This is a genomic window from Providencia sp. PROV076, from assembly GCF_028483405.1.
GTDB lineage: Bacteria > Pseudomonadota > Gammaproteobacteria > Enterobacterales > Enterobacteriaceae > Providencia > Providencia huaxiensis.
Window position 1 is genome coordinate 62,422 of the sequence record NZ_JAMPRR010000014.1, and the last position, 22,364, is coordinate 84,785.

A 22,364-nucleotide genomic window follows, 5' to 3' on the forward strand; every position below is an offset into this window, starting at 1 on the left:
CTTTTAGCGAAATGGCTAATCACTGAATAAGCAGTGAGTCTCTACAATTAATCAAAAAAAAGCCGACTTCTCAGTCGGCTTATCATTATTTAGTACCAAATATCTTGTCGCCGGCGTCACCGAGACCCGGAACGATATACCCCTCTTCATTTAAATACTCATCAATTGAAGCAGTGTATAATTCAACATCTGGATGTGCAGCTTCCAAAGCTTTTAAACCTTCTGGCGCGGCAACAAGGACTAAGATTTTAATTGAGGTACAACCCGCATTTTTTAATAAATCAATGGTGGCAATCATTGAGCCACCCGTTGCTAACATTGGGTCAACGACTAATGCCATACGTTCTTCAATGTTAGATGCGAGTTTTTGGAAATAAGGGACAGGCTGCAGTGTTTCTTCATCACGATAAACACCTACCACACTGATACGTGCACTTGGAATACTATCTAATACACCATTCATCATACCAATACCAGCACGGAGAATTGGTACTACAGTGATTTTCTTACCTTTAATTTGTTCTATTTCTACAGGACCACACCAACCATCGATAGTCACTTTTTCAGTTTCAAGGTCAGCAGTTGCTTCATAAGTCAGTAGGCTACCAACCTCTGAGGCAAGTTCACGAAAGCGTTTAGTGCTTATATCATGATCTCGCATCAGGCCGAGTTTATGTTTAACGAGAGGGTGTTTTACCTCAACGATCTTCATGGGTTTCTCCTACTATTTAAGACGGCGGCGGACAAAAAAATCGCCGGATTATACCTCTTTTAGCTTTAGTTGCCACTAGATAACGCTTGATTTTGGTCAAAACAACAACGATTAACACAATTTTTTTTAAAATTATACCTCATATCAGTTAAGTTGAAATTGGCCAAACCGCAAATTGATTTAAATAAAACTATTTATTATTTCTCTGTACTGCTTTTTAGCTTTCATATCCTTTGATTATGAGTACCCAAAAATTTCCAACACAAAGCTATCGCAAACGTTTGCCTAGCCTGTTAGAATAATGTCAATGATGTTATTTTTCTCAAAAATGTAATTGCCTTGGGGGCCGTAGTGACTGATAAAACCTCTCTCAGCTATAAAGATGCCGGTGTTGATATTGATGCGGGTAACGCCTTGGTTGAACGTATTAAAGGTGTCGTAAAAGAAACCCGCCGCCCTGAAGTGATGGGCGGGCTTGGGGGATTCGGTGCATTATGTTCCCTACCGCAAAAATACCGTGAGCCTGTTTTAGTTTCAGGCACTGACGGTGTCGGTACCAAATTACGCTTAGCAATGGATTTAAAACGTCATGACTCCATTGGGATTGACCTTGTCGCTATGTGTGTCAATGATTTGATCGTTCAAGGCGCAGAGCCTCTGTTTTTCCTTGATTATTACGCGACCGGTAAACTGGACGTTGATACCGCTGCGAGTGTGATCACTGGTATCGCTGAAGGCTGTAAACAATCGGGTTGCGCGTTAGTTGGTGGTGAAACCGCAGAAATGCCGGGGATGTACCATGGTGAAGACTACGATGTGGCTGGTTTCTGTGTTGGCGTAGTTGAACGCTCAGAAATCATCGATGGCAGCAAAGTGAGTGCTGGGGATGCTTTAATTGCTTTAGCGTCTAGCGGCCCTCATTCAAATGGCTATTCGTTAGTTCGCAAAATCCTTGAAGTCAGTCAAACTAACCCAGAAGAAACACAATTAGATGGGAAACCTTTAGCTGATCACTTATTAGAGCCAACACGCATTTACGTTAAAAATGTATTAGAACTGATCGCAAATAGCAATATCCACGCCATTGCACACATAACAGGTGGGGGTTTCTGGGAAAATATTCCTCGCGTACTCCCTGACAACACACAAGCAATTATTGATGGTAGCAGCTGGCAATGGCCTGCTGTCTTCAACTGGCTACAGCAAGCTGGTGATGTTAGCACTCACGAAATGTACCGTACGTTCAACTGTGGTGTCGGTATTATTATTGCCCTGCCACAACAGGAAGTCGCAAATGCGCTTGCTCTGCTGAACAAACTTGGTGAAAACGCATGGCAAATCGGTACCATTGGCGCATTACCCGCAAGTGAAGAGCAGGTTGTGATCCGCTAATGAAAAAAATTGTTGTCCTCATTTCTGGCAGTGGCAGTAATTTACAATCATTGATTGATAGCTGCCACTCTGGGGCAATTGGCGCTCAAATTGTTGCTGTTATCAGCAATCAAGAAAATGCTTATGGTCTTGTTCGAGCACAACAGGCTGAGATCCCAGCCTGTTATTTAGATGCGAAACAGTATACTGACCGCCAAGCCTATGATGCCGCCTTACTCGCACAAGTTGACCAATTTCAGCCTGATTTAGTCGTGTTAGCCGGTTTTATGCGCATTTTATCAGCCCAATTCGTCAACCATTTTGCGGGTAAATTACTCAATATCCATCCCTCTTTATTACCTAAATACCCCGGTTTACACACACATCGTAAAGCGTTAGAAAATGGGGATAAAGAGCATGGTACATCCGTTCATTTCGTTACTGAAGAGCTGGATGGCGGGCCGGTTATTTTACAGGCCAAAGTGCCTATCTTTGAGCAAGATAGCGAAGACGATATTATCGAGCGGATAAAAACCCAAGAACATGCGATTTATCCTTTAGTCGTTGAGTGGTTCATCAGTGGCCGATTAACGATGCAAAAAGGCAAAGCCGTGTTAGATAACAAAATTTTACCGCAGCAAGGTTATGCTAACGAGTAACTTTCGTAACCGCGAAAAATATAGATTTAAGGGTGGATATCCACCCTTTTTTCGTCGTATTTCACATGGAATAACATAAAACAGTATTGAGTTAAACCGCTTCCCCCTAAGTAAAATGAATTATTTTTCAACAAGGTGATAATCTCTCTGTGCTGTGTCATTATTTTATCGTAAATAAATGTTATCCTTATAATCGAAGAACAAAAACATTTTTCCTAACTAAATAGAGGTATTTTTATGACTACCGGGCAAGTTCATCCGTTTAGGTTGCGCCCACTTGAACGTGAAGATTTAGCATTTATTCACCAGCTTGATAATAATGCCAGTGTTATGCGTTATTGGTTTGAAGAACCTTACGAAGCTTTTGTTGAATTAAGCGATCTTTACGATAAACATATTCATGACCAGTCGGAACGCCGCTTTATTGTAGAAAATGACAGTGAGAAAGTTGGCCTAGTCGAATTGGTAGAAATTGATTATATTCACCGACGCTCTGAATTTCAGATTATCATTGCACCAAGCCATCAAGGTCATGGCTATGCGAGTCGCGCTGCAAAATTAGCAATGGACTACGCGTTTTCCGTACTAAACTTATATAAACTTTATCTTATTGTTGATAAAGAAAATGTCAAAGCTATCCATATTTATAATAAACTAGGCTTCCATACTGAAGGCGAACTGATCGACGAATTCTTTGTTAATGGTCGTTATCATACTGCTATCCGTATGTGTATTTTTCAGCAGCAGTATTTTACGATGAAACAACAACTTGCAAACCCAGAAAGTGTTATTACCCAAGATAAAGCAATTAAACAACACATTTAGCTAACTGACTGGTATCATAGCCATAAAGTAACAAGAGTCTAATACGGAGTTAGAATGTCCCAAGAACGTCTCTATCATGAAAAAGAGTTAAGCTGGCTGTCTTTTAACGAACGAGTTTTACAAGAAGCAGCCGACAAGCGTAACCCTCTTATTGAACGAATGCGTTTTTTGGGAATTTATTCCAATAACCTAGACGAATTTTATAAAGTCCGCTTCGCCGACGTCAAACGCCGTATTTTAATTAATGAAGAACGGGGTTCGGCAAGCGGTGCTCGCCACTTGCTAAAGAGAATTCAGTCAAGAGTCGCCAAACAAGAACAAGAGTTCGACATTCTCTATAATGACTTACTATTGGAAATGGCGCGTAATCAAATATTCTTGATTAACGAACGCCAAATTTCTCCACGCCAGCAGATTTGGTTACGTCAATATTTCCGGCAGAATCTGCGTCAGCATATTACGCCAATATTAATTAATCCTGATACCAATCTCGTTGAATTTCTAAAAGATGACTACACTTATCTTGCCGTTGAAATCATCAATGGTAACCAAATTCAATATGCACTATTGGAAATTCCATCCGATAAAGTACCTCGGTTTGTTAACCTACCGCCTGAAATGCCAAAGCGTCGCAAATCAATGATTTTAATTGACAATATCCTTCGTTATACACTGGATGAAATTTTCAAAGGCTTCTTTGATTACGATAAGCTCAATGCCTATTCGATGAAAATGACGCGTGATGCAGAGTACGACATCGCAACAGAGATGGAATCGAGCTTACTTGAGATAATGTCATCCACATTAAAACAGCGTTTAACCGCTGAGCCTGTCCGTTTTGTCTATCAACGTGATATGCCTGACGAAATGGTTGCTCTTTTACGTGAAAAACTGGGGTTATCCAGTGATGACTCCGTGATTGCTGGCGGTCGCTATCACAATTTTAAAGATTTTATTAACTTCCCGAATGAGGGAAATAAAAACTTATTAAACAAGCCATTGCCAAGGCTGCGTCATCGTTGGTTTGATAATTTTCGTAACGGTTTCGATGCCATTCGTGAACGTGATGTGCTGTTGTATTATCCCTACTATACCTTTGAACATACTTTAGAATTATTGCGCCAAGCGTCTTTTGACCCGAATGTATTATCGATTAAAATTAATATTTACCGTGTCGCGAAAGACTCACGTATTATCGATTCTGTCATTCATGCCGCCCATAATGGAAAAAAAGTCACGGTAGTCGTTGAGTTACAAGCACGGTTTGATGAAGCCGCCAATATTCATTGGGCTAAACGGTTAACTGAGGCGGGCGTGCATGTTATTTTTTCCGCGCCTGGGCTTAAAATCCATGCGAAATTGTTTATTATCTCACGCATGGAAGAAGGCCAAATCGTTCGCTATGCCCATATTGGTACGGGTAATTTTAACGAAAAAACTGCTCGGCTTTATACCGATTACTCCCTACTTACTGCAAATGAGCTGATCACCAACGAAGTTCGTCGGGTATTTAGCTTTATTGAGAACCCTTACCGCCCAGTGACTTTCGATAATTTAATGGTGTCTCCACAAAATACACGGATCCGTTTAATGGCCTTAATTGACCAAGAAATCGAGAATGCGCTCGCTGAACGCCCCAGTGGAATTACATTAAAAATCAATAATTTAGTCGACAAAGAGTTAACTGACAAACTGTATGATGCCTCCAATGCGGGTGTCAAAATTCGTTTGTTAGTCAGGGGGATGTGCTCTTTAGTGGCGGGTCAAGCTGGCTACAGTGAAAATATTCAAGTAACTAGTATTGTTGACCGCTTCCTTGAGCATGACCGTGTCTATGTTTTCACCAATGCGGGTGACGAAAAAGTCTTTATTTCCTCCGCTGACTGGATGACGCGCAATATTGACTACCGCATTGAAGTTGCCGTTAGCTTAGTCGACCCACATTTGAAACAGCGGGTGTTGGATATTTTAGAGCTGCAATTTAGCGATACCGTAAAAGCACGTTATGTTGACAAAGATTTAAGTAATCATTATGTTCCACGCGGAAACAAACGAAAAATCCAAGCCCAGCTTGCTGTGTATGATTATTTAAAATCAATCGAAACACCTGATACAAGAGCTTAAAAATATGCCAATAACCGACGCCTCAACACCGAGACCACAAGAAATTGCGGCTATAGATTTGGGCTCCAACAGTTTTCATATGGTCATTGCCCGTATTGTTAACGGTGCATTGCAAGTTCTCACCCGTTTAAAAAAACGTGTTCACCTAGCGGATGGTCTGAGTGACACGAATGAATTAAGTGAAGAAGCCATGGAGCGTGGGCTTGCCTGCCTCGCGTTGTTTGCCGAACGGTTGCAAGGTTTTTCCCCTGAAAATGTGTGTATTGTTGGCACCCATTCATTACGTGTCGCAACCAATGTAAAACTGTTTTTACAACGCGCTAAAGAAATCATGCCCTATCCTATTGAAATCATTTCAGGCCAAGAAGAAGCTCGATTGATTTTTATGGGCGTTGAACATACCCAACCCGAGAAAGGTCGCAAATTAGTACTTGATATCGGTGGCGGTTCAACTGAGTTAGTCATTGGTGAAAAGTTTGAACCGCTTTTGATTGAAAGCCGCCGAATGGGCTGTGTGAGCTTTGCTCGCACTTACTTCCCAAATGAAGAAATTAACCCTGAGTTTTTTAATCGAGCCTACCTAGGGGCTTGCTTAAAGCTAGAAAGCACCGCGATTTTATTTAAGAAACAAACTTGGGATGTGGCGATGGGCGCCTCTGGCACCATCAAAGCTGCCCATAGTGTCATACAAGAATTAGGCTATAAAGACGGTATTATCACCCGTGAACGCCTTATCGAAATCAAGCAAATGGCGTTGAAATATAAGTCATTTAGCGCACTAAATATACTCGGTCTCTCTAATGAACGTAAGCACGTATTTGTTCCAGGTTTAGCCATTTTACTTGCCGTATTTGATTCCTTAGAAATTAAAGAGTTACGTTTATCTGATGGTGCATTGCGTGAAGGTGTTTTATATGAAATGGAAGGCCGCTTTCGCCACCAAGATATCCGTCAGCGTACTGCATTAAGCCTTGCTGAGCACTATAATATCGATAGGGAGCAAGCTAAACGCGTATTAAAAACGATGGAAGAGCTCTATTTCCAGTGGGGGCAACAAAACCCTAAGCAGCTCAATCCACAATTGGAATCCATTTTAATATGGGCGGTTATGCTTCATGAAGTCGGGTTAAGTATTAATCATAGTGGCATGCACCGCCATTCTGCTTATATATTGCAAAATACCAACTTACCGGGTTTCAACCAAGAACAGCAGTTATTACTGGCAACATTGGTGCGAAACCATCGAAGGGCTATCAAGTATGACGATATCCCTAAATTTAATTTATTTAAAAGAAAACAATTTATGCCGCTTATTCAAATTTTGCGGCTAGCCATTTTGTTAAATAATCAACGCCAATCTACAACAATCCCTTCTTCGTTACGGATAGAAACGGATGATGGGCACTGGACTCTCTATTTACCATCTGAATATCTCGTGCAAAATGCATTGATGTTATTAGATTTAGAAAAGGAAAGTGGCTATTGGGAAGATGTTCCCGGTTGGTCGTTAACTATTTGTGCAGAAAATGAGTAATTTGCGGCCATTATTGTAGTGATTTATTCTTATTATTCATCTTTGATGACTTGAAAATCACCGCTTATTTGACTCAACTATTTGATATATTATTTAAATAGGCGACAATAATGATAATAAATTTCGTCCGCTCGCAGGCGAATTCATAAAAAGCGCTTTTGCGCTGCTATTGCTTTAAGGATTAAAATGTCACAATCTGCTTTCTCAACCGATGCGTTGCCAACAGTCAACCCGCATTCACAAAAACTGGCACATATTCGCCAGCAAATCCTGACGCTATTTTTAGACGACGAAGAGTTCGTCCATGCGCTTGTTGAAAATGACCAACACGTCAGTATTGATGACAAAGCAATTAGTGAAAAAATTAGTCTTGTAAAAGAACTGCTACTTGATTTACACACTGCGGATATCGCCGATATCTTAGAAATGCTCCCTTATGATGAGCGTCTTGCGTTATGGCGTCTTGTTGATAACAACGAACGTGGTGAAGTGTTAGTTGAGGCTTCCGTTTCTGTTTGGGATAGCCTAATCAAGGATATGTCTGACAGAGAGCTATTGCGCGCAGTTGCTAGCTTACATGTCGACGAACAAGCCTATATTGCTGAGCATTTACCCCGTGACACCATGCGTCGGCTCCTTACCTACTTAGAACCTAGCCTACGTAGCCGCATTCGCGAAGTTTTGCAATATGCGAAAGATAGCGTCGGCCAAATGATGGATTTTGAATTCGTCACCGTACGCCCAAATGTAACGTTAAAGACAGTTCAACGTTATTTACGCCAACGTGGCAAGGTTCCAGAAGCGACCGATAAAATTTTCGTTGTCGATAACAATAATTATCTACAAGGTGAATTGCCACTAACCACTATTTTAACGCAATCCCCTGAAAAAATAGTCGCTGACGTTATGAAAACCGACACTGTGACCTTCTTACCGGATGAAAAAGGCGAAGATGCAGCGAGTGCGTTCGAACGGTATGACTTAATTTCTGCGGCTGTTGTTGATAACAGCGGCCTACTAATGGGCCGCCTGACGGTTGAAGATATCGTTGATAATATTAGTGAAGAAAACGATAACAGCATTCGTCGTATGGGGGGGTTAAGCCCTGAAGAAGACGTTTTCGCCCCTGTCGGCCAAGCCGTTAAAACCCGTTGGACATGGTTAGCCATTAACTTATGTACCGCCTTTGTCGCTTCACGTGTGATTGGCGTTTTTGAAGATACGATTTCCCAATTAGTTGCCCTTGCCACATTAATGCCTATTGTTGCAGGAATTGGCGGTAATACGGGGAACCAGACCATTACCATGATTGTTCGTGCCATTGCCCTGCACCAAATACAAAACAACAGTTTCTCTTTCTTAATGTTAAGGGAGCTTGGTGTCGCCTTTATTAATGGGGTTGTTTGGGGAGGAATAATGGGTGTGGTCACCTATTTCCTGTATGGCGATATCGCTATGGGCGCAGTCATGACATTAGCGATGATCTTAAACTTGTTAATGGCCGCGATTATGGGGGTGCTGATCCCACTCATTATGCTGAAAATGGGCAAGGACCCTGCTATCGGTTCTAGCGTGATGATCACCGCTATCACAGATACAGGCGGTTTCTTTATTTTCCTTGGTTTAGCCACTCTTTTCCTCGTTTAAATTTGCTTTGCACGCGTCCTGTATCCCTGCTGGGCGCGTGCGATTTACAAAACACTCCCTCCAACAATAAAACCCAGCTAAAAAACCAAAATTCCACAAACCGCCATTTCATTTATCTGCTAATTAAATGCTTTTATAGTTATTTAGTTTATCTTGATTAATAAAATTAATTATAATAGAAAATAATTAGGTAATATTTACTTACTATAATTCAGTAAGAATTTATTAAATTAAATATTATTAACACTATAACTGGCTAATTTAAATATACGATATTCTGCAAAATTAATATTATTAACATCATATAAGGTTATTTATCGTCACACCAAATCAACAACCTAACAAAAGCGAACTAACTGGAATATTGAGCTTGTTTTTGGGGTTGAGGTTTACAGAATATAGAATTTCCTGCTATAAATATACACATGCAAAAAAGATACTGTGTATTAAACTAAGTTATACCCACCCAACGTTTTATACCTCTTATCTGCACCAATAAAAATGATTAGCTCATTATTATGAGCCAATGCTTATTATTTTGAATTTATGCAATTTAGTATTTCAGGTAGTTAGAAGGAAACTATAATGACACCGCAAACCGCCAGCCAGCCCTCTGCGAGGCCTTTGGGCAAAGAAGACTATAAAACATTAGGCTTATCCTCTTTAGGGGGAACTCTTGAGTTTTACGACTTCGTTATCTTTGTTTTTTACGCAAAAATTATTTCCCAGCTATTTTTCCCAGGAGATAACGAATTTCTCGCGCTAATGGCAACACTGGGTCTATTTGCAGCAGGTTACCTTGCCCGCCCTCTTGGTGGCATTATTATGGCTCACTTCGGGGATAAAATTGGCCGCAAGAAAATGTTTACCCTCAGTATTTTCTTAATGGCATTTCCAACATTTGTTATTGGTTTCTTACCAACTTTTGAAACCATTGGTGCTGCCGCGCCATTATTACTGCTGTTAATGCGTATTATGCAAGGTGCCGCGATTGGTGGTGAAATGCCAGGTGCCTGGGTATTCATTGCAGAACATACACCAAAACAACGCTATGGCTTAGGGGTTGGTACACTGACTTCTGGGATCACTGGTGGTATTTTATTAGGCTCTATCGTCGCCATTATTATTGAGCGTTCTTATAGCACAACTGAAATTCATGATTTTGCATGGCGTATTCCATTTATTCTTGGTGGTATTTTTGGGTTTATTTCTGTGTATTTACGTCGCTTTTTACAAGAAACTCCGATATTCAAAGAACTGGCAGCCAAAAAAGCCTTATCACAAGAGTTACCAGTCAAAACCGTCATTAAATCTCATAAACAAGCTTGTATGATCACCGCTGCACTGACGTGGTCATTATCAACCGCCATCGTTGTGACCATTTTGATGACACCTGATGTTGTGTTAAAAGGGATCTATAACATTGACCGTAATATTGCATTGCAAGCCAACTGTGCAGCGACTTTAACCTTAACATTAGGCTGTATCTTCTGGGGTTGGTTAGGCGATAAAACTGGCACACGTACCTCAATGACTTTATCGTGGGGTGGATTAGCCGTAACCGCAATTTACTTCTATTCGTCATTATCCACTGATATTGCTGCAGGTACGTTGATTTTCAACTATGGTTTGATGGGCTTCTTTGTTGGTGCGATTGCAACCACACCGATTATCAGTACCCGCGCATTTCCACCTGAAATTCGCTACTCTGGCCTGTCATTCGCTTACAATGTGGCTTATGCAATTTTTGGTGGTTTAACACCAATATTGACCGGAGCTTGGTTGCAGCAGTCTCACATGGCACCGGCTTATTATGTCGCTGGCGTCTCATTATTAGCGGTTGCTGTGGCCTTTATCCCATTATCTTGGAAGGGGTGGACAGTCAATTCTGAGCCTTCTAACGAAAAATCTGCAGTCCTAAACACTTCTAGTCTATAAAATCTATTGCACCCTATTTATTAGGGTGCAAATCTATTTCATAAAAAAGTTAATTTCGCCTACTCCCACCTTTACAAGCGCAGAAGCCGATAAGTACAGAAATTGACACTTATTCATATTTCCTCCATTTTTCTTTGTACCTATCACGTTAAACTACTAATATGTCTAACTGACTCTTTTTTGTTAGTTTTTTAGTATACAGCCTGACGGATCTCATCCACTTTTTTGAGTTAAGCGAATTACCCAAAATGAATAAACAAAAACAACGTAAACCTTTTATTCGCTCTGCCATTTTTATTGCCATTATTGCGGCAGCTGGCGCTTCTTGGTATTTTTATTATCAAGAAAAACAATCAGATACACAATCTACTGATGTGGTAGCAAAACCGAATTCACAGCGAAGCGCAATGGGCCGCCCACCACGTGTTTTAGCTCCTGTGCAGTTTGCCGTGGCTGAACAAAAAGTTGTTCCTCGCTTTTTATCAGGTTTAGGCACAGTACAGGCTGCAAATGTTGTCACAGTAACCAGCCGTGTTGAAGGCCAGTTAATGCAGCTGTATTTTACCGAGGGGCAACACGTCAATAAGGGAGATTTATTGGCACAAATTGACCCTCGCCCATTTGAAGTTCAGCTATCACAAGCGGAAGGCCAATTGGCTAAAGATAAAGCAACATTAGCGAATGCACAATTAGATTTAGTTCGTTATCAAAAGCTTGCTGGTACTAAAGTGATTTCGCAACAAGAGCTAGATAACCAAAAAGCGGCGGTCTTACAGGCTCAAGGCAGTATTAAAGTCGACCAAGCAGCCGTCGACAACGCCAAACTTCAGTTAACCTACAGTAAAATTACCGCTCCAATTTCAGGGCGTGTTGGTTTAAAACAAGTGGATGTCGGAAACTTTATCTCTGCGGGAACCTCAACCCCTCTTGTTGTTATCACGCAAACTCAACCTGCAGATGTCCTTTTTGCGTTACCTGAAGGCGATATTCCCGCTATCCAACAGGCCCAATCCTCTGGTGAGAAAGTGTTGATTGAAGCTTGGGACAGAAACAATATCGCGCTAATCGCAAGTGGTGAGCTACTCAGTACTGATAACCAAATTGATGCCGCGACAGGCACGCTGAAAATAAAAGCGCGCTTTACTAATGAAGAAGAAAAACTTTTTCCAAATCAATTTGTTAACGTAAAAATGCAAGTTGAAACGCTACAAAATGCTGTGGTGATCCCAACAGCAGCACTGCAAATGGGTAATGAAGGCCATTATGTCTGGATATTAAGTGATGATAATAAAGTCAGCAAACACAATGTAACCGTGGGTATGCAAGACAGCCAACAAGTGGTTATTGAAAGCGGACTTGCTGCAAATACCAAAGTCATCACCGATGGTGTTGATAAACTCACCGATGGCACAACGGTTGAAGTCGTTACCCCTGAAAGCATTGCCAAAAAAGAGCCTCGCAAAGGTAAACCGAATAGCGCGGAGAAAGCGTAATGCAGCCTGAAATGTTAAAAGGCGGTGGGCCTTCTCGTTTATTTATTTTGCGCCCTGTTGCTACCACATTATTCATGGTGGCTATATTACTTGCAGGGATCATCGGCTATCGCTTCTTACCTGTTTCAGCCCTGCCCGAAGTCGATTACCCGACAATTCAAGTTGTTACCCTTTACCCGGGAGCCAGCCCCGATGTGATGACCTCTGCGGTGACTGCGCCATTGGAAACACAGTTTGGGCAAATGTCGGGTCTTAAACAGATGTCATCGCAAAGTTCAGGGGGAGCATCAGTTATCACGTTAATGTTCCAATTAACGTTACCTTTAGAGGTCGCGGAACAGGAAGTTCAAGCTGCGATTAACTCCGCCAGTAGCTTACTGCCTTCTGATTTACCTTATCCTCCGATTTATAATAAGGTTAACCCTGCTGACCCGCCTGTTCTCACCTTAGCGGTTACCTCTGATGCAATGCCGTTAACGCAGGTACAGGATATTATTGAAACGCGAATTGCCCAGAAAATATCCCAAGTTAATGGGGTAGGCTTAGTCACCTTAGCGGGTGGCCAGCGACCTGCTGTTCGCGTGAATTTAAACCCACAAGCCATGGCAGCCAAAGGGCTGGATAGCGAAACGATCCGCCTTGCCATTAACAATGCGAACGTCAACTCCGCCAAAGGGAGTTTCGATGGCCCTACGCGGGCGGTTACACTTTCTGCTAACGACCAAATGAAGTCACTTGACGACTATCGTCAACTTATTGTGGCCTTCCAAAATGGTGCGCCAGTGCGTTTAGGTGATATCGCAACGATTGCACAAGGGGCTGAAAATGCCTATTTAGGGGCATGGGCGAATAATGAACAAGCGATTGTGATCAATGTTCAGCGGCAGCCCGGCGCTAACGTGATTGAAACCACCGATACCATTCGTTCGCTGTTACCTGAATTAATTGAAAGTTTACCTAAATCGGTTAATGTCGATATTTTAACCGATAGAACCAGTACCATTCGAGCGTCCGTTAATGATGTACAGTTTGAGTTAATGTTAGCTATTGCCCTCGTGGTGATGGTGATTTACTTGTTTTTACGCAATGGAATTGCCACCTTGATACCGGGCATTGCCGTACCACTGTCGCTCGTTGGTACTTTTGCTGTGATGTACTTTTGTGGTTTTTCTGTCAACAACCTCACGCTAATGGCTTTAACCATCGCCACCGGTTTTGTGGTCGATGATGCGATTGTGGTGATTGAAAATATTTCCCGCTACTTAGAGCAAGGCGATAAACCACTGGTCGCTGCACTCAAAGGGGCAGGTGAAATCGGGTTTACCATTATCTCCCTCACCTTTTCTTTGGTTGCGGTGTTAATTCCTCTGTTATTTATGGGGGATATTGTCGGTCGGTTATTCCGCGAATTTGCCATTACCTTGGCTGTGGCTATTTTGATCTCCGCTGTCGTCTCTTTGACGTTAACCCCAATGATGTGCGCCCGTTTATTAAAACCGGAGTCACAACATAAACATAACCGTTTTGAACTAGCGTGTGAGAGCTTTTTTGACCGTATGGTTGCTGGATACGCTATTTGGTTAAAGCGTATTCTTAATCACCAATGGTTAACCCTTTCTGTGGCGCTTGGCACCATGGTACTGACTGTTTTGCTGTATATGTGGATCCCAAAAGGGTTTTTCCCGTTGCAAGACAGTGGAATTATTCAAGGCTCAATTGAAAGCCGTCAATCCATTTCTTTTGATGCCATGGCTCAGAAGCAGCAAGAAGTCGCGTCAAAGCTATTAGCAGATCCTGCGGTCGACAATGTCACCACCTATGTGGGGGTTGATGGGAATAACCCAACATTAAACAATGCACGCTTGCAAATTACCTTAAAGCCCCTTGATCAGCGTGAAGATAGAGTGGTGGCGATTATTGATCGTCTACAACAATCCGTGGATAACATTGCAGGGGTGAATTTATATCTGCAACCCATGCAAGATCTCACCATCGATACGCAAGTTGCACGAACGCAGTATCAATTCACTTTACAGGCCGGTTCACTAGAGGAATTAACCACCTGGGTTCCACGCTTGTTAGACGCCCTAGAACAACAACCTGAACTCACTGATGTCAGTAGTGATTGGCAAAATAAAGGGTTAGTTGCTTATGTGAATGTAAACCGCGATACAGCAAGCCGTTTTGGTATCACGATGTCAGCCATTGATAACGCTTTATATAATGCATTTGGACAGCGAATGATTTCGACTATCTATACGCAGTCAAATCAATATCGTGTGATATTAGAACATGACACACAAACCCGTGATGGTATGGATGCGCTGAATGATATCCGTCTAAAAGGGACTGATGGAGCCATTGTGCCACTGAGCACTTTAGTGAATATTCAAGAAGGTAATGGGCCATTAGCCATTAATCACCTCGACCAATTCCCCGCTGTGACATTCTCGTTTAATGTGGCGGATGGTGCTTCGCTTGAGTCAGCCGTCAATGCCGTGAAATTGGCCGAATCACAAATTGCTGTGCCAAAATCCATTACCACGCAATTCCAAGGGGCGACTTTAGCCTTTGAAGCGGCATTAAGCAGCACTATTTGGTTAATTGCAGCTGCGATTGTGGCGATGTATATCGTATTGGGCATTTTATATGAGAGTTTCATTCACCCGATTACTATTTTGTCTACCCTACCGACAGCCGGGGTTGGCGCACTACTCGCTTTAATGATGGCAGGGAAAGATCTTGATGTTATTGCGGTCATCGGCATCATCTTATTAATTGGTATCGTGAAAAAGAATGCCATTATGATGATTGACTTTGCCCTTGCGGCAGAGCGTGAACAGGGAATGTCCCCTTATGATGCCATCTACCAAGCATGCTTGCTGCGTTTTCGCCCAATTTTAATGACCACCATGGCGGCCTTGCTGGGTGCTTTACCATTAATGCTAAGTACCGGTGTCGGTGCTGAATTACGCCAACCATTAGGAATTTGTATGGTTGGTGGCTTAATTATGAGCCAAATCCTCACTTTATTTACCACACCGGTTATTTACTTATTGTTCGACCGTCTTTCTCATTACTTTAAAGACCGTCGCCAAGCGAAGAAGGCACAGGTGTCATAATGAAGCGCTTCTTTGCTCTGTTTATTAGCCGCCCGGTAGCAACCACGCTTATTAGCGTCGCGATTACCTTGTGTGGTGCCCTGAGTTTTCTGTTTTTACCGGTTTCTCCGTTGCCTCAAGTGGATTACCCTGTGATTAACGTGACAGCGTCACTTCCTGGGGCATCACCCGAAACCATGGCCTCCTCCGTAGCGACGCCGCTTGAACGCTCTTTAGGCAGTATTGCGGGTATTAGTGAAATGACCTCAAGCAGTGCGCTTGGTCGAACCACCATTACCCTTGAATTTAATCTCGACAAAGACATTAATAACGCGGCACGTGAAGTGCAAGCCGCGATTAATGCCGCACAGAACTTATTGCCCAGCGGAATGCCAAGCCGCCCACGTTATTACAAGTCAAACCCTTCTGATGCGCCAATTATGATTTTGACCATGACCTCAGACACCCTGAATACTGGCGAGATTTATGATATTGCTTCAACGCGTTTAGCCCAACGAATTGCCCAAATTGAAGGGGTTAGTGAAGTTTCAGTTGGTGGCGGCTCGCTCCCTGCCGTACGGGTTGAACTCAACCCAACTGCCCTATTTAATCAAGGGGTTTCCCTTGATGCCGTGCGCTCAGCCATCAGTAGTGCTAACGTTCGCCAACCGCAAGGCTATATCAATGATGACGAAAAACGTTATCAAGTACAGACTAATGATGAGTTAAAAAAAGCGGCAGATTATCGGCCAATTATTGTTCATTATAGTCAAGGCAATGCTGTAAAGCTCAGCGATGTCGCCAATGTTAAAGATTCCATTGAAAACGTACGCGCTGCCGGTATGGCAGACGGTAAACCGGCTATTTTGATTGTTATTCGCCGCGAAGCGGGTGCCAATATCATTGAAACAGTGAATCGAATTCGTGCTGAGTTACCTGAATTCAATGACATGATCCCTGCCGCCATTGAGCTAAAAGTGGCACAAGACCGGACACCAACCATCCGCGCATCTTTAGCTGAAGTGGAACGCGCCTTACTGATTGCCGTTGCCTTGGTGATCCTCGTGGTGCTGCTGTTCTTACGTTCAGGTCGCGCTACTTTGATCCCTGCAATTGCCGTCCCCGTTTCATTGATTGGAACTTTTACAGCCATGTATTTATGTGGCTTTAGTTTAAATAACTTGTCATTGATGGCATTAACAGTTGCGACGGGCTTTGTAGTCGATGATGCGATTGTCGTATTAGAAAATATCTCACGCCACATTGAAAATGGTACAAGACCATTTATTGCTGCGGTGAAAGGCGTGCATGAAGTCGGCTTTACGGTTGTTTCCATGAGCATTTCCTTAGTCGCAGTTTTTATTCCACTACTGCTTATGGATGGGCTGGTCGGTCGCTTATTTCGTGAATTTGCCATTACCCTTGCAACCGCTATCGGTATTTCATTGGTGATTTCGCTAACGCTTACCCCCATGATGTGTGCTTATTTACTGAAGAAACGCCCTCACAACGTCAAAGCCAAACATCGCGGGTTTGGCCGTGTGTTATTGCGTTTGCAAGAAAGTTATGGCGTTGCTTTAAAATGGGTGCTTGGACATCGCCGTAGTGTTCTGGCGGTGCTATTTGCCACAATCGGCTTAAACGTTTATCTGTATATTACCGTTCCAAAAACGTTCTTCCCTGAACAAGACACTGGCCGAGTGCTGGGCTTTGTTCGCGCAGACCAAAGCATTTCATTCCAGTCGATGAAAGAGAAAATGACCCGTTTTATGCAGCAAGTTAAAGCCGACCCAGCGACAGATAATGTCACCGGTTTTACTGGCGGTAGTCGGGTAAATAGCGGTTTTATGTATATTTCATTAAAGCCACTGAGTGAACGCACGGAAAGCTCAGCTGAAGTCATCAATCGATTACGCGCGAAATTAGCCAATGAACCGGGGGCTAACCTGTTTATGATGCCAGTGCAAGATATTCGAGTTGGTGGCCGACAAGCCAATGCCAGCTACCAGTTTACCCTGCTTGCAGATGAGCTTTCTGCATTACGTGACTGGGAACCTGCTATCCGTAAAGCACTTGGCGAATTACCACAGCTGACCGATGTGAACTCCGATAAGGAAGACAAAGGCGCAGAAATGGCGATCACCTACGACAGGGACTTAATGGCCCAATTAGGTATTGATGTTCGTGAAGCCAACAGCTTGCTCAACAATGCATTTGGTCAGCGCCAAGTTTCCACTATTTATGAAGCAATGAACCAATATAAAGTGGTGATGGAAGTTGCCCCTGAATATACGCAAGATGTCAGCTCCCTCGATAAGATGTTTGTTATCAATAAAGATGGTGAAGCGATCCCTCTGTCTTATTTTGCGCGTTGGCAGCCTGCCAATGCCCCATTAAGCGTGAATCACCAAGGGCTATCAGCGTCATCCACTATTGCGTTTAATGTCGCAGACGGTTATACCTTAAATGATGCCATTGTCGAAATTGAAAAAACCATGACCGCACTTGGCGTGCCATCAACAGTAAGAGGCTCTTTTGCAGGAACGGCACAGATATTCCAAGAAACCTTACAATCACAATTGTTTTTAATCTTAGCCGCCATCGTGACTGTTTATTTAGTACTGGGCATATTGTATGAAAGTTATATTCATCCACTGACTATTTTATCAACCCTCCCTTCTGCAGGAGTCGGTGCATTACTAGCCCTTGAACTATTCGACACTCCATTTAGTTTAATCGCCTTAATTGGCATCATGCTATTAATTGGGATCGTCAAGAAGAACGCCATTATTATGGTGGATTTCGCTATTCAAGCACAAAGAACGGCGGGTTTAACGGCCCAAGAAGCCATTTTCCGTGCCTGTTTATTACGTTTTCGCCCGATTGTAATGACGACACTCGCGGCCATTTTTGGTGCGCTACCGTTAATGCTAGGTAGTGGTGATGGTGCGGAATTACGCCAGCCCCTCGGGATCACGATTGTCGGTGGCTTAATAATGAGCCAATTACTGACCTTATTTACCACTCCTGTTGTGTATTTAAGTTTTGATAGCTTGAGACAACGTTGGCTGCGAAAAAAATCATTAACGCAGAAAATCGCGGAGAATAACCATGAAGCTTAGGTTGAATAGTGTAAGCACTCGGCTTTTTTTGGCTATTTTTGCAACATGCTTATTGCTAGTGCTGATTATGCACCAAGGCGTACGCATGAGCTTTCAACACGGCTTTATTGATTATATAAAGGAAAATGACCAACAGCGTGTTGAGCTGGTTTCTTCCGCCCTTGCGGAACAGTATGAAGAGATGGGCAATTGGGGTTTTCTAATTGGTAATGAACGCATTTTCTTTCGTATTTTGCGCTCAGTAGAGCACCAACAACACCGTGGCCCTATGCGCCAGCGTTGGCGAACAATTTTTTGGGTTTATGATACACAGGACAAGCTGATTTTCGGACAAGACACGCCTTTACCTAGCAAAGTACTCCGTGAACCTATTATTACCAGCAAGGGAGATACCGTCGGCTGGCTTGTTGCCAGTTATGAAACGGGGATTAGCAGCGCCCTTGACCGCCGTTTTGATACCAAACAGATGTACACTAGCTGGATCATCGCTGGGCTGTCTTTATTTGTGGCTCTGGTTGCCACATTGTTCCTTGCCCGTAGTTTTTTAAAACCCATCAAGCGATTACTCGAAGGCACTAACCGGCTCGCCAATGGTGACTTTGCTACGCGGGTTCCTGAATCTGGCCGCGATGAGCTTGGGCAACTGGCTAAAGATTTTAACCATCTGGCCTCGACCCTTGAAAAAAACGAACAAATGCGGCGTGATTATATGGCGGATATTTCCCATGAGCTCCGCACGCCGTTGTCAGTTCTACGAGGCGAATTAGAAGCAGTGCAAGATGGCGTTCGGCAAGCCACTCCCGAAACAATTAATTCCCTACTCAATGAAACCCAAACTTTAATTAAGCTGGTTAATGACCTCCACCAGCTCTCGTTATCGGATAGAGGCTCATTGGTCTACCGTATGCAACTTACCGATATCATTCCTTTAATTGAAATGGCAATAGGCCAAGCTCGCTGGCGGTTAGAAGACCAACAACTTTCGGTTGAACGGCAATTTATTGCGCAAGGCTACGTATTTGCAGACCCTGACCGCATCACCCAGTTGTTCTATAATTTAATGGAAAACAGCTTACGCTATACCGATCCGCACGGTAAAATTGCCATCCAAGTCACACAAGACCAACACCAGCTCAATATAATTTGGCAAGATAGCGCCCCAGGGCTTACTGCTGAGCAATGCCAACATTTATTTGAGCGTTTTTACCGCGCTGAAGGCTCTCGTAATCGTGCCAGTGGCGGCTCCGGTTTAGGTCTGGCCATTTGCTATAATATTGTTGAGGCTCATCATGGTACAATTTCCGCGACACCGTCATCATTAGGTGGTGTCAAAATTACCATTAATTTACCGATTCAATTAAAAGATAAAGGGTTATGATCATGGCTGAACAGAGCAATATCCCTATTTTGGTTGTGGAAGATGAACCCAAATTAGGCCAACTGCTGTTTGACTATTTACACGCTGCAAACTATCAACCCGCATTAATTGCGCGTGGTGATGAAGTTATCGACTATGTTAAACAACATCAACCCGCACTTATTTTATTAGATTTAATGTTACCCGGTATGGACGGCATATCCGTGTGCCGTGAACTGCGAAAATTTAGTGATGTTCCCATTATTATGGTGACAGCAAAAACTGAAGAAATTGATCGCTTATTAGGGTTAGAAATTGGGGCTGATGACTATATTTGTAAACCCTTTAGCCCGCGAGAAGTTGTGGCTCGTGTCAAAACCATTTTACGTCGTTGCCAGCCAAACATGGCAGCGCACAACAGCCAAACGAATAACGATAACCAAACCAAACTGATTATTGATGAAAATGCTTTTCAAGTACGCTATGGCTCACAGTTACTTGAACTGACACCCGCTGAATTTCGGTTACTTAAATTTATGTCTGACAATGCGGGTATGGTGTTTTCCCGTGACCAGTTACTGGATATCTTATATGACGACCACCGCGTAGTCACTGACCGTACCATTGATAGCCACGTCAAAAATTTACGCCGTAAATTAGAATCTCTCGATAACGAAAAAACCTTTATTCGCTCAATATATGGTCTTGGCTACCGTTGGGATGAATATTAACCAACCAATAGACATACTATTTTTGTGGGATATTTGGTTTTTTTATCAAATAGGCGTAAAATCCACATCCCTTAAAAACACTCTCTCATAAGAGAGAGTGCTGACTTGATATCAGATAGAGAATAACCATGTTTACACCAGAGCTTTTGTCCCCTGCCGGTTCTTTAAAAAACATGCGCTACGCTTTTGCGTATGGCGCAGATGCCGTTTATGCAGGCCAACCCCGTTACAGCTTACGCGTACGCAATAACGAATTTAATCACGAAAACTTAGCTAAAGGCATTCAAGAAGCCCATGAGCTGGGTAAAAAGTTTTATGTGGTCGTGAATATTGCTCCCCATAATGCGAAATTAAAAACCTTCATTCGTGATTTAACCCCCGTCATTGAAATGGGCCCAGATGCACTGATTATGTCTGATCCTGGCCTTATTATGATGGTTCGTGAAGCGTTTCCTGAGATGGATATTCATTTATCTGTACAGGCGAATGCCGTTAACTGGGCATCCGTGAAGTTCTGGAAACAAATGGGCTTAACACGGGTGATTTTATCCCGCGAATTATCCCTCGAAGAAATTGCTGAAATTCGCCAACAAGTTCCTGAAATTGAACTTGAAGTCTTTGTCCATGGCGCCCTTTGTATGGCCTATTCAGGCCGTTGTTTACTTTCTGGTTACATTAATAAACGCGACCCAAATCAAGGGACTTGCACCAATGCTTGCCGTTGGGAATACAACATACAAGAAGGTAAAGAAGATGATGTGGGTAATATTGTCCATGTGCATGAACCTATCCCTGTACAAAATGTGGCGCCAACCCTAGGTGCGGGTGCGCCAACAGATAAAGTCTTTATGATAGAAGAAGCCAAACGTCCAGGCGAATATATGACCGCCTTTGAAGATGAACACGGCACGTATATCATGAATTCGAAGGATTTGCGCGCAATTGAGCACGTTGAAAACCTAACAAAAATGGGCGTTCACTCATTAAAAATTGAAGGCCGTACAAAATCGTTTTATTACTGTGCACGTACTGCACAAGTCTATAGACGTGCAATTGACGATGCTGTTGCAGGAAAACCCTTTGACCCAACGTTGCTATCCACCTTAGAAGGTTTAGCACACCGCGGTTACACTGAAGGTTTCTTACGTCGCCACACCCATGATGCCTACCAAACTTATGAATATGGCTATTCGGTTTCTGAGACTCAACAATTTGTGGGTGAATTTACAGGGAAACGTGTTAATGGTATGGCTGAAGTTGATGTAAAAAACAAATTTAGCGTTGGTGACAGCCTAGAAATGATGACCCCTGCAGGGAATATTGTCTTTACCTTAGACGCCTTAACAAACCGCAAAGGCGAAGCAATTGATGTTGCACCTGGTAACGGCCATGTGGTTTATCTCCCTATCCCTGAAGATGTCGATGTTAACTTTGGTTTGTTGATCCGTAACCTAGCAGGCACAACGACCCGAGCTCCTCATCAAACTCAGGCAGAAAAACAAATTGCTGGCTAGTCACCACGCCTTTATTGTTAAATAATCTGCTAACTAAAAGCCAAAACTTCATCGTTTAATACTTTGATATTTTGGCTTTTTTTCACCTATAAAATGATATTATTTTTACTTTATATGCTTTTTCTTATATGAGAATTATTCGCGTTATTGACATTTTCATTAAAAAATGCACCGAATATCCAATTTTATGCAACAGATCACATCAATTGGTTATTCAATATCGTATAGTCACTCTC

General features: G+C 42.7%; 13 protein-coding genes and 1 pseudogene. 13 read left to right on the forward strand and 1 reads right to left on the reverse strand.

Annotation, left to right across the window (positions count from 1 at the left end; all coding sequences use genetic code 11):
* Window positions 1-85: 85 nt before the first annotated feature.
* A complete protein-coding gene (gene upp, locus PSF67_RS09680) occupies window positions 86-712 on the reverse strand; it encodes a uracil phosphoribosyltransferase (RefSeq protein WP_004253541.1) in 627 nt (208 codons plus the stop codon).
* A gap of 351 nt (window positions 713-1,063) precedes the next feature.
* Here upp and purM point away from each other — a divergent pair, with 351 nt between their 5' ends.
* The 13 genes and pseudogenes from purM to trhP all read left to right on the forward strand — a co-directional run bounded on the left by purM (window position 1,064) and on the right by trhP (window position 22,128).
* Window positions 1,064-2,104 carry a phosphoribosylformylglycinamidine cyclo-ligase gene (gene purM, locus PSF67_RS09685; RefSeq protein ID WP_272676833.1) on the forward strand — a complete coding sequence of 347 codons (1,041 nt, stop codon included), beginning with the start codon at window positions 1,064-1,066 and terminating at the stop codon, window positions 2,102-2,104.
* On the forward strand, window positions 2,104-2,742 hold the full coding sequence (purN, locus tag PSF67_RS09690; protein ID WP_210842928.1) for a phosphoribosylglycinamide formyltransferase: 639 nt from the start codon (window positions 2,104-2,106) through the stop codon (window positions 2,740-2,742). The genes purM and purN overlap by 1 nt, the downstream gene beginning before the upstream one ends.
* 237 nt (window positions 2,743-2,979) lie before the next feature.
* Complete coding sequence (gene speG / locus PSF67_RS09695; RefSeq protein ID WP_102139822.1) at window positions 2,980-3,567, forward strand: spermidine N1-acetyltransferase; 588 nt, start codon at window positions 2,980-2,982, stop codon at window positions 3,565-3,567.
* Between the two features lie 54 nt (window positions 3,568-3,621).
* Window positions 3,622-5,691, forward strand: a complete 2,070-nt coding sequence (gene ppk1, locus PSF67_RS09700; protein WP_102139821.1) for a polyphosphate kinase 1 — start codon at window positions 3,622-3,624, stop codon at window positions 5,689-5,691.
* Between the two features lie 4 nt (window positions 5,692-5,695).
* The gene (locus PSF67_RS09705) at window positions 5,696-7,225 is read left to right on the forward strand and encodes an exopolyphosphatase (RefSeq protein ID WP_102139820.1); all 1,530 of its coding nucleotides are present in this window, start codon (window positions 5,696-5,698) and stop codon (window positions 7,223-7,225) included.
* Between the two features lie 360 nt (window positions 7,226-7,585).
* A pseudogene (gene mgtE / locus PSF67_RS09710) lies at window positions 7,586-8,872 on the forward strand (magnesium transporter); the annotation flags it as partial.
* A 585-nt stretch (window positions 8,873-9,457) separates the two neighbouring features.
* Window positions 9,458-10,810 (forward strand): MFS transporter, encoded by a 1,353-nt coding sequence (locus PSF67_RS09715; RefSeq protein WP_210848017.1) that lies wholly within the window; start codon window positions 9,458-9,460, stop codon window positions 10,808-10,810.
* Window positions 10,811-11,058: 248 nt separating this feature from the next.
* Entirely contained in the window at window positions 11,059-12,303 is a 1,245-nt protein-coding gene (locus PSF67_RS09720; RefSeq protein WP_166264776.1) for an MdtA/MuxA family multidrug efflux RND transporter periplasmic adaptor subunit, read from the forward strand.
* Window positions 12,303-15,425 (forward strand): MdtB/MuxB family multidrug efflux RND transporter permease subunit, encoded by a 3,123-nt coding sequence (locus tag PSF67_RS09725; RefSeq protein ID WP_272676834.1) that lies wholly within the window; start codon window positions 12,303-12,305, stop codon window positions 15,423-15,425. The genes PSF67_RS09720 and PSF67_RS09725 overlap by 1 nt, the downstream gene beginning before the upstream one ends.
* Window positions 15,425-18,526, forward strand: coding sequence for a multidrug efflux RND transporter permease subunit MdtC (mdtC, locus tag PSF67_RS09730; RefSeq protein WP_272676835.1), 3,102 nt, complete (start codon window positions 15,425-15,427; stop codon window positions 18,524-18,526). The genes PSF67_RS09725 and mdtC overlap by 1 nt, the downstream gene beginning before the upstream one ends.
* A complete protein-coding gene (baeS, locus tag PSF67_RS09735; protein WP_102139814.1) occupies window positions 18,516-19,904 on the forward strand; it encodes a two-component system sensor histidine kinase BaeS in 1,389 nt (462 codons plus the stop codon). The genes mdtC and baeS overlap by 11 nt, the downstream gene beginning before the upstream one ends.
* On the forward strand, window positions 19,901-20,614 hold the full coding sequence (gene baeR, locus PSF67_RS09740; RefSeq protein WP_102139813.1) for a two-component system response regulator BaeR: 714 nt from the start codon (window positions 19,901-19,903) through the stop codon (window positions 20,612-20,614). The genes baeS and baeR overlap by 4 nt, the downstream gene beginning before the upstream one ends.
* Before the next feature lie 128 nt (window positions 20,615-20,742).
* Window positions 20,743-22,128: a prephenate-dependent tRNA uridine(34) hydroxylase TrhP gene (trhP, locus tag PSF67_RS09745; RefSeq protein ID WP_272676836.1), complete on the forward strand. Its 1,386-nt coding sequence runs from the start codon at window positions 20,743-20,745 to the stop codon at window positions 22,126-22,128.
* Window positions 22,129-22,364 lie beyond the last annotated feature (236 nt).

Coding starts and splice junctions, on each gene's coding strand:
- mdtC (WP_272676835.1), top strand. CDS start 15,425: ATGAAGCGCTTCTTTGCTCTGTTTATTAGCCGCCCGGTAGCAACCACG.
- baeR (WP_102139813.1), top strand. CDS start 19,901: ATGATCATGGCTGAACAGAGCAATATCCCTATTTTGGTTGTGGAAGAT.
- purN (WP_210842928.1), top strand. CDS start 2,104: ATGAAAAAAATTGTTGTCCTCATTTCTGGCAGTGGCAGTAATTTACAA.
- baeS (WP_102139814.1), top strand. CDS start 18,516: ATGAAGCTTAGGTTGAATAGTGTAAGCACTCGGCTTTTTTTGGCTATT.
- speG (WP_102139822.1), top strand. CDS start 2,980: ATGACTACCGGGCAAGTTCATCCGTTTAGGTTGCGCCCACTTGAACGT.
- PSF67_RS09720 (WP_166264776.1), top strand. CDS start 11,059: ATGAATAAACAAAAACAACGTAAACCTTTTATTCGCTCTGCCATTTTT.
- PSF67_RS09715 (WP_210848017.1), top strand. CDS start 9,458: ATGACACCGCAAACCGCCAGCCAGCCCTCTGCGAGGCCTTTGGGCAAA.
- trhP (WP_272676836.1), top strand. CDS start 20,743: ATGTTTACACCAGAGCTTTTGTCCCCTGCCGGTTCTTTAAAAAACATG.
- upp (WP_004253541.1), bottom strand. CDS start 712: ATGAAGATCGTTGAGGTAAAACACCCTCTCGTTAAACATAAACTCGGC.
- PSF67_RS09725 (WP_272676834.1), top strand. CDS start 12,303: ATGCAGCCTGAAATGTTAAAAGGCGGTGGGCCTTCTCGTTTATTTATT.
- PSF67_RS09705 (WP_102139820.1), top strand. CDS start 5,696: ATGCCAATAACCGACGCCTCAACACCGAGACCACAAGAAATTGCGGCT.
- ppk1 (WP_102139821.1), top strand. CDS start 3,622: ATGTCCCAAGAACGTCTCTATCATGAAAAAGAGTTAAGCTGGCTGTCT.